The 14,662-nt window shown below is 62.0% G+C and carries 13 protein-coding genes; 7 read left to right on the forward strand and 6 right to left on the reverse strand.

The genetic code is table 11. The features are described from left to right. Positions 1 to 3: 3 nt before the first annotated feature. From AC1DZE_RS09845 to AC1DZE_RS09855, 3 genes are read right to left on the reverse strand one after another with little or no spacing between them, the layout of a single operon-like run. On the reverse strand, positions 4 to 768 hold the full coding sequence (locus tag AC1DZE_RS09845) for a hypothetical protein (protein WP_477673483.1): 765 nt from the start codon (positions 766 to 768) through the stop codon (positions 4 to 6). Positions 769 to 802: 34 nt separating this feature from the next. Beyond that, on the reverse strand, positions 803 to 1,372 hold the full coding sequence (locus AC1DZE_RS09850) for a hypothetical protein (protein ID WP_477673484.1): 570 nt from the start codon (positions 1,370 to 1,372) through the stop codon (positions 803 to 805). A 45-nt stretch (positions 1,373 to 1,417) separates the two neighbouring features. Next, a complete protein-coding gene (locus AC1DZE_RS09855) occupies positions 1,418 to 1,693 on the reverse strand; it encodes a DnaJ domain-containing protein (RefSeq protein WP_477669727.1) in 276 nt (91 codons plus the stop codon). Between the two features lie 373 nt (positions 1,694 to 2,066). Here AC1DZE_RS09855 and AC1DZE_RS09860 point away from each other — a divergent pair, with 373 nt between their 5' ends. After that, positions 2,067 to 4,196, forward strand: a complete 2,130-nt coding sequence (locus tag AC1DZE_RS09860) for an acyltransferase family protein (protein WP_477699988.1) — start codon at positions 2,067 to 2,069, stop codon at positions 4,194 to 4,196. A gap of 40 nt (positions 4,197 to 4,236) precedes the next feature. Here AC1DZE_RS09860 and lolD read toward each other — a convergent pair whose 3' ends face one another. Together lolD and AC1DZE_RS09870 are read right to left on the reverse strand one after the other, a co-directional pair. Next, a complete protein-coding gene (gene lolD / locus AC1DZE_RS09865; RefSeq protein WP_477673943.1) occupies positions 4,237 to 4,971 on the reverse strand; it encodes a lipoprotein-releasing ABC transporter ATP-binding protein LolD in 735 nt (244 codons plus the stop codon). Beyond that, positions 4,964 to 6,217 carry a lipoprotein-releasing ABC transporter permease subunit gene (locus AC1DZE_RS09870; protein ID WP_477669730.1) on the reverse strand — a complete coding sequence of 418 codons (1,254 nt, stop codon included), beginning with the start codon at positions 6,215 to 6,217 and terminating at the stop codon, positions 4,964 to 4,966. The genes lolD and AC1DZE_RS09870 overlap by 8 nt, the downstream gene beginning before the upstream one ends. Before the next feature lie 115 nt (positions 6,218 to 6,332). Between AC1DZE_RS09870 and AC1DZE_RS09875 the strand changes: the two genes are divergently transcribed. The 3 genes from AC1DZE_RS09875 (at position 6,333) to AC1DZE_RS09885 (ending at position 10,103) form a co-directional block, all read left to right on the forward strand. Further along, a complete protein-coding gene (locus tag AC1DZE_RS09875; RefSeq protein ID WP_477699989.1) occupies positions 6,333 to 7,349 on the forward strand; it encodes a hypothetical protein in 1,017 nt (338 codons plus the stop codon). An 18-nt stretch (positions 7,350 to 7,367) separates the two neighbouring features. Then, complete coding sequence (gene recJ / locus AC1DZE_RS09880) at positions 7,368 to 9,092, forward strand: single-stranded-DNA-specific exonuclease RecJ (protein ID WP_477672794.1); 1,725 nt, start codon at positions 7,368 to 7,370, stop codon at positions 9,090 to 9,092. A 387-nt stretch (positions 9,093 to 9,479) separates the two neighbouring features. After that, positions 9,480 to 10,103 carry a DUF2325 domain-containing protein gene (locus AC1DZE_RS09885; RefSeq protein ID WP_477700099.1) on the forward strand — a complete coding sequence of 208 codons (624 nt, stop codon included), beginning with the start codon at positions 9,480 to 9,482 and terminating at the stop codon, positions 10,101 to 10,103. Positions 10,104 to 10,159: 56 nt separating this feature from the next. Here AC1DZE_RS09885 and AC1DZE_RS09890 read toward each other — a convergent pair whose 3' ends face one another. Further along, positions 10,160 to 10,828, reverse strand: coding sequence for a glutathione S-transferase (locus AC1DZE_RS09890; RefSeq protein WP_477672793.1), 669 nt, complete (start codon positions 10,826 to 10,828; stop codon positions 10,160 to 10,162). 262 nt (positions 10,829 to 11,090) lie between these two features. Between AC1DZE_RS09890 and AC1DZE_RS09895 the strand changes: the two genes are divergently transcribed. The 3 genes from AC1DZE_RS09895 to AC1DZE_RS09905 all read left to right on the forward strand — a co-directional run bounded on the left by AC1DZE_RS09895 (position 11,091) and on the right by AC1DZE_RS09905 (position 14,605). Further along, positions 11,091 to 12,158, forward strand: a complete 1,068-nt coding sequence (locus tag AC1DZE_RS09895) for an ABC transporter ATP-binding protein (RefSeq protein ID WP_477699990.1) — start codon at positions 11,091 to 11,093, stop codon at positions 12,156 to 12,158. Between the two features lie 83 nt (positions 12,159 to 12,241). Beyond that, a complete protein-coding gene (locus AC1DZE_RS09900; protein WP_457279554.1) occupies positions 12,242 to 13,537 on the forward strand; it encodes an ABC transporter substrate-binding protein in 1,296 nt (431 codons plus the stop codon). 153 nt (positions 13,538 to 13,690) lie between these two features. Next, entirely contained in the window at positions 13,691 to 14,605 is a 915-nt protein-coding gene (locus AC1DZE_RS09905; protein WP_477699991.1) for an ABC transporter permease, read from the forward strand. Positions 14,606 to 14,662 lie beyond the last annotated feature (57 nt).

A 14,662-nucleotide genomic window follows, 5' to 3' on the forward strand; every position in this document is an offset into this window, starting at 1 on the left:
AATTCAGATCGCCGATTCCTCGTCGGACTCACGCGCCGTCGGCGTGGCCTTGCCGCGATCGGTGTCGCCGGTCTCAACCTTGCCGTCGTCGTCCTGCACATCGTCCTCATTCTCTTCATTCTCCTCATCGGAAGCCGCCTTGTGCGCACTGCCCTTGGCGCGCAGCACCATCAGCGTTTCAATGAACAGGTCAGGTAGTTCGTAACGCAGCAGCCAGGCGAGCTGCATCCAGTCCTGGTCGGCGATCTCATCCAGCTGGACACGTGGCCTTTCGTAGGCCGAGGCCAGCAGCGCGGACTGGGACAGCATCTTGCCGTACTCGTCGGCCAGCTCAAAGCTGCCGCTGCGCGCAAAGGCCTCGACACGGCTCCACTGGTCCGAAAAATAATCGGCGAGGGCTTCGCTGCCACCGTCTAGGTCACCAATCGCGTTAAGAAATTCCAGCGGGTCCGCGTCCTCCCGGAAGATCACCGCATTGACCATGCCGCGCAGGTGCGTGCGGGTCAGGTCCTTGTAGAGCTTTTCAATCACCACCGCGCGGGCAAACTGCGCGGGCGTGACCAGCAGGCTGACCACCGACTCCCGGGAGTTGTCGTACTCGCGAATGACGGCCAGGACGTCCTTGGGCGGCAACTGCTCCAGCACCACCATCAACGCTGCGTCACCCTCGTCGTCGGCCAGCGCGACCAGCGCAGCCTCGGCGCCGACGATGTCGCCGGCCGCAATCAGGCTTTGGGTTTTTTCAATCAGTGCGAGACGCTTCGTCATCAGGGTTTTACCTTCCAGGGCATGCTTGCTTGCGTCAGTCTTTGGCGTCAAAGCCCTGCTGGACCAGCCAGTCAGAACCTGCCTCGTGGCGTGCCCGGGCATCGGCGCTTTGTTCACGATCGTCATCGCCCTCAAACATCACCAGGGCGCCGTCACCGTTCTCATCACTGTCTTCGTCGTCGTCGCCTTCTTCGGTGCTCACGATGGACGCGGCCACCGGCAGGCCCGCCATGTATTCCAGCCCCGCCGTCAGCGTCAGGAATTTCTCCCCGCCGGGCGCCCGCAGAACGATGTGCGCCAGGTCCTGGGCCCAGGGCGCCAGCACAAAACCACCTGCCAGGCTGCTCCAGGCCGGAAAACCATCGACATCGTGGCTGAGCAGGTGTTCCATCACGGTTTTTCCCGTGAAATCAAACCCCTGGTGAAACACCACCGCCACCATCTCGGGGCTGGTGTCCATCATCTGGACCAGAAAGGCCATCTCCTGGCGTTTGCCAGCCAGGCGCTGGTGAAGCACGTCGCGCCCCTCGGAGTCGAATCGCAGGTCGTCCATCTCGGACTGGTAGGCCGAACGCAGGTCGAGGAAATAGGGGGAGACACTCATGCTGCCGGGTTTTTCATGGGGTGTTCTTCTTTCGGTCAGCGAGGGTCACAGCAGTGGGTTGAAATAATCGGCCCAGATCACACGCGCCGTGTCTATCGGGCTGTCGAGCAGGTTGCGACGGCGGTTGTCGTCATAGGCCTGGCGCTTGTCCGCATCCGACAGCACCTCATAGGCCTGCTGCACCGCCCTGAAACGCTCAGGCGCCTCGGGGTTGGCATTTTTGTCCGGGTGCCAGAAGGAGGCTTTCTGGCGAAAGGCTTTTTTGACATCGGCCAGCGTTGCTGCGCTGTCCAGGCCGAGGGCGGTGTAGTGATCAGTCATGCAAAGGTGGCTGTGTCCTGGACCGCAGACAGGGAGCTGCACGGCATGTTGAAGACTCACGAAGTGAGAGGGAGTCGCCGGCGCGCGCGGCGGAGGGATCAAGGATTATGCCTGTCTGGCGGCGTGCAGGCTGGCGGCGGGAAAATGGCCTTGGTTCGCACTTGCCGCCAGCCCGATCAACATCTATTGCTTATCAATGCAGCCAGCCTCACCTTGGACGCGGCGATGCGGGCCCCGAGCTGCGTCGGATCGGGTATTCTCTGACGGCGTCGAGTCCAGCAACTAGTGTTCTTGTCGAGCGCTGGAATAACGACCACGCAATCCCCACCCGCAAGATGCCCCATACGCAGAAAAATTTTGTGAGGGAAGCTCTTTGAGCGACTATAGACCTGACATTGACGGGCTTCGCGCCATTGCAGTCCTGTCAGTCATCAGCTTTCACGCCTTCCCGACGTGGCTTGAAGGAGGCTTTGTAGGCGTTGACGTTTTTTTCGTCATCTCGGGATACCTGATCTCCCGCATCATCCTCACCTCCCTCCATACGGGGCAATTCAGCATCCTTGGTTTTTATCAACGGCGAGTGCTGCGAATTGTGCCGGCGCTGACGGTCGTCCTGATCGCCGTATTTGCCGTTGGCATAGCCCTGCTGTTGCCCTCCGACCTTCGAGACCTAGGCGCGCACACCCTTGGAGGAGCGGGATTCTTCTCAAACCTCCTGCTCTGGCGGGAGACAGGTTACTTTGACACCTCGTCATCGGCTAAGCCGCTCCTTCACCTTTGGTCGCTCGGCGTGGAAGAACAGTTCTATTTGCTGTGGCCCGTGTTACTTTGGACCGCTTACAAGCGCCGGGGCGGTGTTGTGGCACTCCTGGCCGCAGTCGGACTTGGGTCGTTTGTGCTCAGCGTCATGACGCTTGAATCTAATCCTGCGGCCGCGTTTTATTCGCCTGCAGCCCGGTTCTGGGAGTTGCTTGCCGGAGCAGCTCTCGCGCAATCCAGCTCAAAATCGAATGCTGGTCGCATTCAACGGTGGCAACGCATCGTCAGCGCAGATATGCTATCAACTCTTGGAGGGTTGACCCTTGCGCTGAGCATATTCTTTACTTCGGAGCTCCATGGATTTCCAGGTTGGTGGGCTATTCCTCCGGTTGTCGCGGCCTTTTTACTCATCGCGGCCGGGCCCGTAGCCTGGCTCAACCGACTGGTGCTTTCACAGCCACTATTAGTATGGATCGGCCGGATCAGCTTTCCGCTTTACCTCTGGCACTGGCCGCTCCTCGCATTTCCGCATATTCTTGGTGGCGCCAGCGCATCTATGACAACGCGCGTTGCGGCGGTTGCAGCTAGCTTTGTTCTTGCCTGGCTAACTTTTGCCTTTATTGAGCGCCCAGTCCGCTCGGCCAGAAGGCTTTCTCAACCACGTCTCGCCGGTTTTCTCCTTGCTCCGCTGATCCTGGCCGGCATGGGCGGCTTCCTTGCATTGCAAACGGAAGGCTTGGGCCAGCGTCCCTGGATTCAGTACTGGGCTCGTTTCGATAAGAGCATCGCGATGAGTCCGCAGGCTAAGGACTGCTTCGACCTTCCTTCAGCGCACACGGCAGAAACGTGGATGTGTACCTGGGGCAAATCCGGGCCAGTCTCGACATTCGTCATAGGCGACAGCCACGCGCTCAGCGTGCTGCCCGCGCTTGAGGCGCTATCGACAGAAAATCGTGAGCGGATCGCCTTTGCTGGCGCATCCGGTTGCCCACATTTGCTTGGCATCCAGTCGGTACGCGACAAGGAAGGTGCGGTAGATTGCTTGCTCTTGAACGAGCGCGCTTTCGACTATGTAGTGAAGAATGGCATCCCGGCCGTTTTTCTCTTTGCCAGATGGACTTACTACACCGGGGGCAAGACCCGGCCTTGGGACCTCAACTTTCTATCGACGAACATGCGCTTGCCGAACTCGAAAGCCATGTCACGCGAATCATTTGTCGTCGGGCTTAGTCAAACCGTGGAGCGCTACAAGCGTGCGGGTGTCAAGATTTTCATCTTCAAGGACGTACCACAACAGCTGGTCGATCCAAAGAAAGTGCTACGGCGATTACGCTACAACACTGATTCCATCAATGACGCGGCAGTTCCAACCGATACACATCTTGCAGATCAGCAGTGGGTAAACGCACAGATTGATCGAGAGGCGATGAATGGTGCTGAAGTTTTGTCATTCAACGACCTGCTATGCAATGCTGCTGTCTGCCCTCTGGTCGACCGCGAGATGTTCCGGTATTTTGACGACGACCACCTCAGCGTTCACGGTGCAATGCTTGTGCTGCCGCGTATCCGGCAAGCCTTGCAAGCTGACAGCTTAACGGCTCACCACGCGAAACTGAAGCCCGTCAAAGACTCGCTCGCCATACGAAGCCTACCAGCACCATCGCAGATTGATGCTGCAAATTCCCCCGTCAGATCGGGCAGACCCCGAAGCATCATGGAGTCCGTGGACCAACTACCCAACTAGCCTCGCAATCGACGCGGTCACTTGGCATCGATGCTGTCGCTCAACCCCACTCCGACAAACGCCCCGAGACCAACCTGAAACGCCGCCCGCAACGCGAAGCCAGCGTTTCATCATGCGTGACCAGCACAAAGGCTGTGCCGAAGTCGCGCGCGAGTTGCAGCATCAGTTCAAACACGCCGTCAGCGGTAGAACGATCCAAATTACCGGTGGGCTCATCGGCCAGCACGCAAGCCGGTTGTGTGACGAGGGCACGGGCAATCGCGACGCGCTGGCGCTCACCACCTGAGAGCTCCGCGGGCCGGTGGTGAATGCGGTCTTTCAGTCCCACGGCCGCAAGCATCTTGGTCGCGACCCGCACGCACTCCGCAGGAGACTCGCGGCGAATCCACAGCGGCATGGCGACGTTGTCTAGTGCGCTGAATTCGGGCAACAGGTGGTGGAACTGGTAGACAAAGCCCAGGTGCTTGTTGCGCAGGTCGCCTTGTTGTTGGGGTGACAACGACGACAGCGTTTTGCCTTTGAGTTCGACCTGTCCGCTGGTGGGGGCGTCGAGGCCGCCCATCAAATGCAGCAGTGTGCTTTTGCCGGAGCCTGAGGCGCCGACGATGGCCAGCGTCTCGCCGGCGTGGACCTGCAGGTCTACGCCGTGGAGTACGGTCAGGTCGATCAGGCCTTCGTGGAAGCGTTTGGTGAGGCCGTTGGCTTTGAGCACTACTTCGCCGTTCGCGTTGGTGCTTTGCAGCGTATTCGTCATGTCGTTCTTGAGTTCACTCATAACGGAGGGCCTCCGCGGGGTTCACGCGGCTGGCGCGCCAGCTAGGGTAGATGGTGGCCAGGAAAGACAGCACCAGGGAGATGACGACGATCGGCATGATGTCGGCGTATTGCGGTTCACTCGGCATGCGGCTGATGAGATAAATGTCTTTGGGCAAAAAGCTGGCGTTGAGCGCGCGTTCAATGGCCGGCACGATGACGTCGATGTTGAAGGCAATGCCCAGGCCCAGAACGAGGCCCGAGAGCGTGCCGATGACGCCGACCAGTGCGCCCTGCACCATAAAAATTTTCATGATGCTTTTGGGGCTGGCGCCCAGCGTGCGCAGGATGGCGATGTCGGCGCGCTTGTCGGTCACCGTCATCACCAGCGTGCTGACGAGGTTGAAGGCCGCGACTGCCACGATGAGCGTGAGGATGATGAACATCATGCGTTTTTCAAGCTGCACGGCGGCAAACCAGGTTTTGTTCTGGCGGGTCCAGTCGCGAATCAGCAAATCACCGCTCAGGCTTCTTGACAGCTCAAACGCGACTTCGCGCGCCTGGTGCAGGTCTTTGAGCTTGATGCGGATGCCGGTGGGGCCTTCGAGGCGGAATATCCGCGCGGCGTCGTCCTGGTGCATCATGACCAGCGCCGAGTCGTATTCGAAATGGCCGGAGTCAAAGGTGCCGACCACTGTCATCTGCTTCAGGCGCGGCACCACGCCCGCCGGGGTGACCTGGCCGCTGGGCGCGATCAACGTGACGCTATCGCCCTCACGCACGCCCATGGCGCGGGCCAGCTCGCCGCCCAGCACCACGCCGAAATTGCCGGGCACCAGCTTGGCTAGCGTGGGGCCGGACGTCACGGCGAGGTCGGTGACCTGGCCTTCGAGTGCCGGGTCTATGCCGCGTACGACGGTGCCCTTCATGTCTTCGCCGCGCGCCAGCAGGGCTTGCGCGGCGATGAAGGTGGCGGCGCCGGTGACCTGCGGGTTGGCCTTGATTTCAGCCAGGGTTTTTTCCGGATTGGGCAAGGCAGCGCCGTTGGGGGCGAATACCTCGATGTGCGAGATCACACCCAGCATGCGGTCTCGCACTTCCTTCTGGAAGCCGTTCATCACGCTGAGCACGATGATGAGCGCGGCCACACCGAGCGCAATGCCCAGCATGGACACGCCTGAAATAAAAGAAATAAAGCCGTTGCGCCGGGTGGCGCGGCCGGCGCGGGTGTAGCGCCAGCCCACTATCAGCTCATAAGGAATTTGCATACTCAACCTGGTAGTCGTTGCGGGCCACGGGTGGCCAGCTCGAACGGATTCTTATAGGGTGCGATTTGAGCGCCCAAATTTGAACGCCAATTGTGGCATCCCGGACAATAGCCCCATGTCAGCCAATTCCCCCACTCATTTCACAGGTCCGCACCTGCTGCTTCCCTTTGCGGCCTGCGGTGCGGAAGCCTGGCTGCCGACGATGAAGGCGCTGCCGGCCGACAGCACGCGCAACCTCAAGCAATTGCTCAAGGGCATGAAGTCAGTGCGCACTGATGTGGCGGACGCCCACACGCTGTCGCCGCCGCACGAGCGGGCCTTGAGCCAGGCACTGGGCCTTGCCACTGCGGATACGCCTGACGGGCTGATTCCGTGGGCGGCGCAGGATGCGGCGCAGCACCTGCAGGCCGGCACTGGCAAGGCTTGGGCCTGGGTAACGCCCTGCCACTGGGCCATGGGCCGCGAGCACGCCACGTTGACGGACCCGGCTGCATTGGGACTGACTGAAGCCGAATCCCGCACCTTGCTGGCGGCCATGCAGCCTTACTTTGATGACGACGGCATCACGATTCACTATGTGCCGGCGCTGGGGCCGGCGCGCTGGCTGGCTGAGGGCGAGGTGGTTCGGAACCTGCCCACGGCCTCACTGGATCGCGTGCTGGGCCGCAATGTGGACCCTTGGCTGCCCGGCGGAAAAACGGAGGCCAAGGGCAGCATCGCCCGCAAGATGAAGCTCTTGCAAAACGAAATGCAGATGCTGCTGTACACCCATGCGCTGAACGACGAGCGCGCGGCGCGGCGGCAGTTGCCGGTCAACTCCTTCTGGCTGAGCGGCAGCGGCGCCCTGCCCGCTGGGTATGAACCTGCCAGCCAGGCGCCGACCGCACCACGCAGCCTGGCGCAAGCGGTTTTTGCTGACGACTGGCAAGCCTATGCCCAGGCCTGGGCTGCGCTGGATGCCGGCGAGATTGCACAGCTGCTGGCCCGCCAGCGCGCAGGCGAGGCCGTGCGGCTGACGCTGTGCGGCGAGCGCGGCTGGCAGACGTTTGAGACACAAAAAACCGGTTTTTTGGCCAAAATTTCAAGCCTTTTGATGCCGCAGCCCTTATGGCACTTGCGCGACCAGCTATAAAAAAGATAGTAGACACACATGAAAATACAGGTACGCGATGTGCCCCCGCGCAGCGTCTGGGCGCTGCAGCAGGCCGGCATTCACCCGCTGCTGGCGCAGCTGTATGCCGCGCGCGGCGTGAACGCGGCAGACGAGCTGGACGACGGGCTGGCCCGGCTGCTGCCGCCCGCGTCATTGCACGGCGCCGCTGAGGCGGCACGCCTGCTGGCCGATGCGATGGCCGCCGGCAAAAAGATTTGCGTGGTGGCCGACTACGACTGTGACGGCGCCACCGCCTGCGCCGTGGCGTTGCGGGGCCTCAGGCTGCTGGGCGCGCAGCAAGTCAGCTACCTGGTGCCCGACCGCGTCACCGACGGCTACGGCCTGACGCCGCCCATTGCCGAGCGCGTGAAGGCCGCTGGCGCTGACGTGCTGGTGACGGTGGACAACGGCATCGCCAGCATCGACGGTGTGGCGCGTGCGCGCGCCCTGGGCATGCAGGTGCTGGTGACAGACCACCACCTGCCTGCGCTGAAAGACGGCGAAGTGGTGCTGCCCGAGGCCGACGTGATCGTCAACCCGAACCAGCCCGGCTGCACGTTTGAAAGCAAATCGATTGCCGGCGTGGGCGTGATGTTTTATGTGCTGCTGGCGCTGCGGGCCGAGCTGCGCGAACGTGGTGCCTTTAATGCAGCCACACAACCGAAGCTTGATACGCTGCTGCCGCTCGTCGCGCTGGGCACCGTCGCCGACGTGGTGAAGCTGGACGCCAACAACCGCCGGCTGGTGGCGCAGGGCCTCAAGCGCATACGCACGGGTCATTTGCCCGCAGGCCTGGCGAGTTTGTTCAAGGCCGCGGGCCGGCAGGCGCCGGTCGCCACCACGTTTGACTTTGCCTTTGCGCTGGGCCCGCGCATCAATGCGGCAGGCCGGCTCAGCGACATGACGCTGGGCATTGAATGCCTGCTGACCGACGACCCGGCGCGCGGCGATGAGCTGGCGCAAATGCTGGACGGCATCAACCGCGAACGCCGCGACATTGAAGCCGGCATGCGCGAGCAGGCGCAGCTGGCGGCCGACGCGATGATTGATGAAGACGAGGAGCCGCCGCCAGCGATTGCCATCTTCGACCCTGAGTTCCACGAAGGCGTGGTCGGCATCGTGGCTTCACGCGTCAAAGACAAGCTGCACCGCCCGACGTTCGTGTTTGCCGCCAGCCAGGCCGACGGCAAGGAGCACGAGCTCAAAGGCTCGGGCCGCTCGATTCCCGGCTTTCATCTGCGCGACGCGCTCGATTTGGTGGCCAAGCGCCACCCCGGCGTACTGCTGCGCTTTGGCGGCCACGCCATGGCGGCCGGCTGCACCATTGCCGAAGAGCACTTTGAAGTGTTTGAAAGCGCGCTGCAGCAGGTGGCGCACGAATGGCTGGACGCCGCCACGCTGACGCGCCGCATGGATACCGACGGCCCGCTGCCGGCCGAATACCGCCGCACCGACGTGGTCGACACGCTGCACAAGGAGGTCTGGGGCCAGGGGTTTGCAGCGCCGACTTTCAGCGAAGTGGTGGAAGTCGTGTCGCAGCGGCTGGTGGGTGAAAAACACCTGGCGCTCAAGCTCAAGCATCAGGGCCAGCCGGTCGACGGCATCTGGTTTGGCCACACCGAATCGCTGCCCGCGCGGGTCAAGCTGGCTTTTCGACTGGATGCGGACGAGTGGCAGGGCGTGAAGCGGGTGCGGTTTCTGGTGGAAGCGGCTGAACTCTGACGGCCCACGACCCAAAAGCCCTGCGTTTTTTAAGCGAAAATCGGGGCTTTAACCAATAGGGACGGGCGCAAGCAGCTCCTGAATTAATAGCAAAAAGGATTGCTTCGGGGTTTCATCTGTTTACCCAAAGCGGCATAAATCTTTGCTCCAATTGAGATCAATTCTCATTTAAGATGGGTTTTGCCCTCTCTTTCAGTTACGTATCGGCTGGCTGACGGGGGCGCCTTCATCTTATGGAGCCCCGACATGCAAGGACCCTGTAACGCCCTGCCCGGCCTTGACCGCGAACACCGCGCCCTGCTCGCCCAATACGGCGAAATCCAGAAGCGCTGCAGCACCGTGATTGCCGCACAGGCCGCAGAAATCGCGCGCCTGCAATCCCTGGCGGTGCGCCTGCGTGCGGCGGCGATGGTGCGGGAGACAGCGCTGGCCTGGGAGCGCGAAGACCGCCAGGCCGTGGAAGATGCCATCCCAGGCCTGCCCAAACGGCTGACGCTGGCGCGCCGGGTGGAATGGCTGATGGGCCGCGTGCATGATTTGCAGGGCTTGGTGCGGGAACGCCTGGGCCGGCAAAAGGGCGCGGTGGCCCCGCAGGCCACCGCAGCGCTGGCGGCGGCTTTGACGAATTCGGACGCCACAGCCGCCCTGCATGAAAAGTCGGTGCTGTGCGTGGGCGAGCAAGGCGCCGGCACCACCGCGGCCCGGCGCGTCATTGAAATGGCCGGCGGGCACTTTTTGCACCATGCGGGCGACGACCTGCAGGGCGCGGCCGCACTGGAGGCCAGCCTGGTCGCCGCCGACCTGGTGATCTGCCAGACCGGCTGCGTCAGCCATGACGCCTACTGGCGTGTGCAGGACCACTGCCGGCGCACCGGCAAGCAGTGCGTGCTGGTCGGCCAGCCGCAGGCCCTGCAGTTTGTGCGCAGCAAACAGGCGCCGGGCCTGCCAATCACGCCAGAAACTGGAAACAGCAGGCCAAATAGCAAGCCAAAAACGGCTCCAGCCCTTTAGGAACAGGCGCAAGCAGCTATTGATTTAATAGCGTGCTCGGCAAGTACGGCCAACAATCACTGCAGCTCAAACTCCCCGCCACGCACAATCGCACGCTGGTAAGCGGGCCGGGCATGGATGCGCGCCAGGAAATCCATCAGCTTTGGCCGGCTCTCATTGAGCCCGCCGCGCGCGGCGGCCGCCTCCAGCGGAAAGCTCATCTGGATGTCTGCGCCGCTGAACTCGGCGCCGGCAAACCACTCACTCTGGCCCAGCGACATTTCGAGGAAGTCCAGGTGCTGCCGCAGCTGCGGCTCGATAAACGTCTTCTTGACCTTGCCGGCGATGGCGCGGGCAATCGGCTTGGCAAAAAAAGGCATGGGCGAGTTTTCCACCTTGTCGAACACCAGCTTGAGCAAGAGCGGCGGCATGGCCGAGCCCTCCGCGTAATGCAGCCAGTAGGTGTAGCGCAGATGCTCTGGCGTGCCGGCCTCGGGCGCCAGCCGGCCGGCGCCGTAGCGGGCCACCAGGTATTCAATGATGGCGCCCGACTCAGCCAGCGTGAACTCGCCGTCGGTGATCACCGGCGACTTGCCCAGCGGATGCACCGCGCGCAGTGAAGGCGGCGCCAGCATGGTTTTAGGGTCGCGCTGGTAGCGCTGGATTTCATAAGGCAGGCCCATCTCTTCCATCAGCCAGAGGATGCGTTGCGAGCGGGAATTGTTGAGGTGGTGCAGGGTGATCAAGGACGGCTCCATAAGACGGAAGCGCTGATGGTAGGCCATGGACTGCTGGCTTCAAGCCCCGGCGGCGACAGGAAGAAAACCTGAAAAGAGGACACGGGGCACACCCAAACCTGACAGCCGGAAGTTGCAGGAACTTCTGGTTACAGCATGCACCAGCATGGCAGGCAGGCACGGCTTGCTCGGCACCAGAACCATGCATTTTGTACACAATCTGATCATAAATCGCATACAAAGCTGGCACAGGCCTTGCACAGAGGTTGGCATGAACGCCCTTGCCAGCCCGCCTCCCACCGCCATTGAAGCCATTGCGCTGACCAAACGGTACGCGCAGCAAGACAAGCCGGCCGTCGACGGCATTAACCTGCGCATTGCCAGCGGCAGCTACTGCTGCCTGCTCGGGCCTTCGGGCTGCGGCAAAAGCACCACGCTGCGCATGATGGCGGGTCACGAATCCGTCACCAGCGGCGACATCCTGCTGGAAAACCGCAACATCACCGACCTGCCGGCCGCCGGCCGCGGCACGGCGATGATGTTCCAGAGCTTTGCGCTGTTTCCGCATCTCTCGGCACTCGACAACGTGGCCTTCAGCCTGAAGATGAAAGGCGTGGACAAGGCGGCGCGCCGCCAGCAGGCCAAAGACTTGCTGGAGCGGGTGGCGATGGGCCACCTGGCCGAGCGCAAGCCGGCCGAGCTTTCGGGCGGGCAGCAGCAGCGCGTGGCGCTGGCACGCGCACTGATCACGCAGCCGCGGGTGTTGCTGCTCGATGAGCCGCTGTCGGCGCTGGATCCTTTCCTGCGCATCCAGATGCGCGCCGAGCTGCGGCGCTGGCAAAAAGAGCTGGGGCTCACCTTCATCCACGTCACACACTCGCAGGAAGAGGCCATGGCCCTGGCCGACACCATGGTGGTGATGAACCACGGGCTGATCGAGCAGGTGGGCTCGCCGCACGAAATCTACAACCGTCCCGCGAGTGAGTTTGTGGCGCGCTTCATGGGTGGGCACAACGTGCTCGACACGCCCACCGGCAAGATAGGCGTGCGCACCGACCACATGCAGATCACCCCGGCCGGCGATGCCGCGCCTGACGCGCCGCACAACCGGCGCGCCGTGGTGACCGACGTCGAATACCAGGGCCCGTATGTGCTGTTGGGCCTGCAGAACCCGGGCGTTTCACCGACGGCCCACAGCACCGCCGAGTTGTCGGTGATGGTGCCGGAGGCGGCGTTTGCGGCCCGGCCTTATGCGCCGGGCGACAGCGTGCAACTGTCATGGGCGCCCGAAGCGGCGCACACGCTGCAGGCCGCCCCTCCTGCCGTCATTAGTGCCTGATCCGTAAGGCTCACAGAAATACAGATTTTTCAACCGTCCCTTCGCAAGAAGATTTCCACCCAAGCCACCAGGAGTTTTTCACCATGTCCGACGCTCTTCCTGATCAAAAAGACACCGCCACCGACACCACCGTGGGCGGCGTGCCGCGCCGCGCTTTGCTCAAGGGCACGGCCGGCATTCTGGCCACGGGCCTGTTCCCTGCCGTGCACGCGCAGGAAAAAATCGTGCTGCGCTACCTGGGCACCGCCGTCAACCAGGACAAGGCCATCGCCGAGAAGTTCAAGGCCGACACCGGCATCACGATTCAGTACGTGGCCGTGACCACCGACGACGTGACCAAGCGCGCCGTGACCGCGCCCAACAGCTTTGACCTGATCGACACCGAGTACTTCTCGCTCAAGAAAATCGTGCCCACGGGCAACCTGAAGGGCATTGACACCAAGCGCATCAAGAACGCCGACAAGATCACCACGCTCTTCACCACCGGCACCGTGGCCGGCAAGGCCGTGGGCGACCAGGGCACAGCGCCCAAGAAAGTGATTTACCTGGAAGGCGAAAAGAGCAAGGTCTTCGCCAAGAGCCCGACGCAGTTCATGTCGCTCATTCCCACGGTCTACAACGCCGACACGCTGGGCATTCGCCCCGATTTGATCAAGCGCCCCATCAGCTCCTGGGCCGAGCTGCTGAACCCCGAGTTCAAGGGCAAGGCCGCCATCCTGAACATTCCGTCGATCGGCATCATGGACGCCGCCATGGTGGTAGAGGCCAAGGGCATCTACAAGTACCCGGACAAGGGCAACATGACGAAGAAAGAGATCGACCTGACGATCGCCACGTTGATTGAAGCCAAGAAGGCCGGGCAGTTCCGCGCGCTGTGGAAAGACTTCAATGAGTCGGTCAACCTGATGGCCTCGGGCGAAGTGGTGATCCAGTCGATGTGGAGCCCCGCCGTGACGGCCGTGCGCACCAAGGGCATCGCCTGCAACTTCCAGCCGCTGAAAGAAGGCTACCGCGCCTGGGCCGCCGGCTTTGGCCTGCCCGCTACGCTGTCGGGCAAGAAGCTGGACGGTGCCTATGAGTTCATCAACTGGTTCCTCGACGGCTGGGCCGGCGCGTATCTGAACCGCCAGGGCTATTACAGCGCCGTGCTGGAAACCGCCAAGGCCAAGATGGAAGCGTATGAGTGGGCCTACTGGATGGAAGGCAAGCCGGCTTCGCAGGACATCAAGAGCCCGAATGGCGATGTGCTGGCCAAGACCGGCGCGGTGCGCGACGGCGGCAGCTATGAAGCCCGCATGGGCGGCATCGCCTGCTGGAATGCGGTCATGGACGAGAACAATTACATGGTGCAGAAATGGAATGAGTTCGTCGCTGCATAGGCACACCCCCGTTGACGCTCACTTCGTGTAGCGTCCTCCCCCCTTGCAGGGGGCGCCCGCTGCGGCCCGGCGAAGCCGGTTCCGCGCGGACACTGGGTTGATTCGGCTCCCTTCGCTTGCCCTTGGTAGCTCATTTTTTACTTTTGGATATTTATGAGTGCTCCTGCTGTTGCTGCGCATTCCGCTCCGGCCAAGGCGCCGGGGCGCAGCCTTGCGGCCTGGTGGCAGGCTACGCCGTTGACGGCGGTGTTTGTGGTGTTCTTTCTGGTGCCACTGGCGCTGGTGTTGATGGTGAGCTTTTGGGACTTCAATGAGTATGAGTTGCTGCCCGGCTTTACGCTGAAGAATTACTTCGCCGTCTTTGAAGGTTGCGGCAACACGTCGGAGATGTGTGTCACCTTCAAGACCTATTTGTCGACCTTCAAGTTCAGTTTCCTGGTCTGGCTGATCACGCTGGTGACGGGGTTTTCGGTGTCGTACTTTCTGGCTTTTTATGTGCGCTCGCAAAGCGTGCAAACGCTGCTGTTCGTGCTGTGCACGATTCCGTTCTGGACGTCCAACGTGATCCGCATGATCTCGTGGGTGCCGCTGCTAGGCCGCAATGGCCTGGTGAACCAGAGCCTGACGGGCCTGGGCATCGTGAACCAGCCCGTGGAGTGGCTGCTGTTTTCTGATTTTTCGGTGGTGCTGGCGTTTGTGCACCTCTACACCATGTTCATGATCGTGCCGATCTTCAATTCGATGATGCGCATAGACCGCAGCCTGATCGAAGCGGCGAATGACAGCGGCGCCTCGGCCTGGCAAACGCTGTGGAACGTCATCGTGCCGCTGTCGCGCACGGGCATCATCATCGGCTCGATTTTTGTCATCACCATCGTGATGGGCGACTTCGTGACCATCGGCGTCATGGGCGGCCAGCAGATTGCCTCCATCGGCAAGATCATCCAGGTGCAGACCTCTTACCTGCAATTTCCGCTGGCGGCGGCCAATGCGGTGATCCTGCTGGCCATCGTGCTGATGATCATCTGGGCTTTAACGCGGCTGGTCGACATTCGAAAAGAGCTATGACCCCCACGCTTGTCACTTCGTGTACTGCGCTGCCCCCCGAGGGGGCTGGCCTTGCTT

The sequence above is a fragment of the Polaromonas sp. P1_F1 genome (assembly GCF_056405795.1).

Coding starts and splice junctions, on each gene's coding strand:
- AC1DZE_RS09845 (WP_477673483.1), bottom strand. CDS start 768: ATGACGAAGCGTCTCGCACTGATTGAAAAAACCCAAAGCCTGATTGCG.
- AC1DZE_RS09900 (WP_457279554.1), top strand. CDS start 12,242: ATGTCCGACGCTCTTCCTGATCAAAAAGACACCGCCACCGACACCACC.
- AC1DZE_RS09905 (WP_477699991.1), top strand. CDS start 13,691: ATGAGTGCTCCTGCTGTTGCTGCGCATTCCGCTCCGGCCAAGGCGCCG.
- AC1DZE_RS09895 (WP_477699990.1), top strand. CDS start 11,091: ATGAACGCCCTTGCCAGCCCGCCTCCCACCGCCATTGAAGCCATTGCG.
- AC1DZE_RS09855 (WP_477669727.1), bottom strand. CDS start 1,693: ATGACTGATCACTACACCGCCCTCGGCCTGGACAGCGCAGCAACGCTG.
- recJ (WP_477672794.1), top strand. CDS start 7,368: ATGAAAATACAGGTACGCGATGTGCCCCCGCGCAGCGTCTGGGCGCTG.
- AC1DZE_RS09870 (WP_477669730.1), bottom strand. CDS start 6,217: ATGCAAATTCCTTATGAGCTGATAGTGGGCTGGCGCTACACCCGCGCC.
- lolD (WP_477673943.1), bottom strand. CDS start 4,971: ATGAGTGAACTCAAGAACGACATGACGAATACGCTGCAAAGCACCAAC.
- AC1DZE_RS09875 (WP_477699989.1), top strand. CDS start 6,333: ATGTCAGCCAATTCCCCCACTCATTTCACAGGTCCGCACCTGCTGCTT.
- AC1DZE_RS09850 (WP_477673484.1), bottom strand. CDS start 1,372: ATGAGTGTCTCCCCCTATTTCCTCGACCTGCGTTCGGCCTACCAGTCC.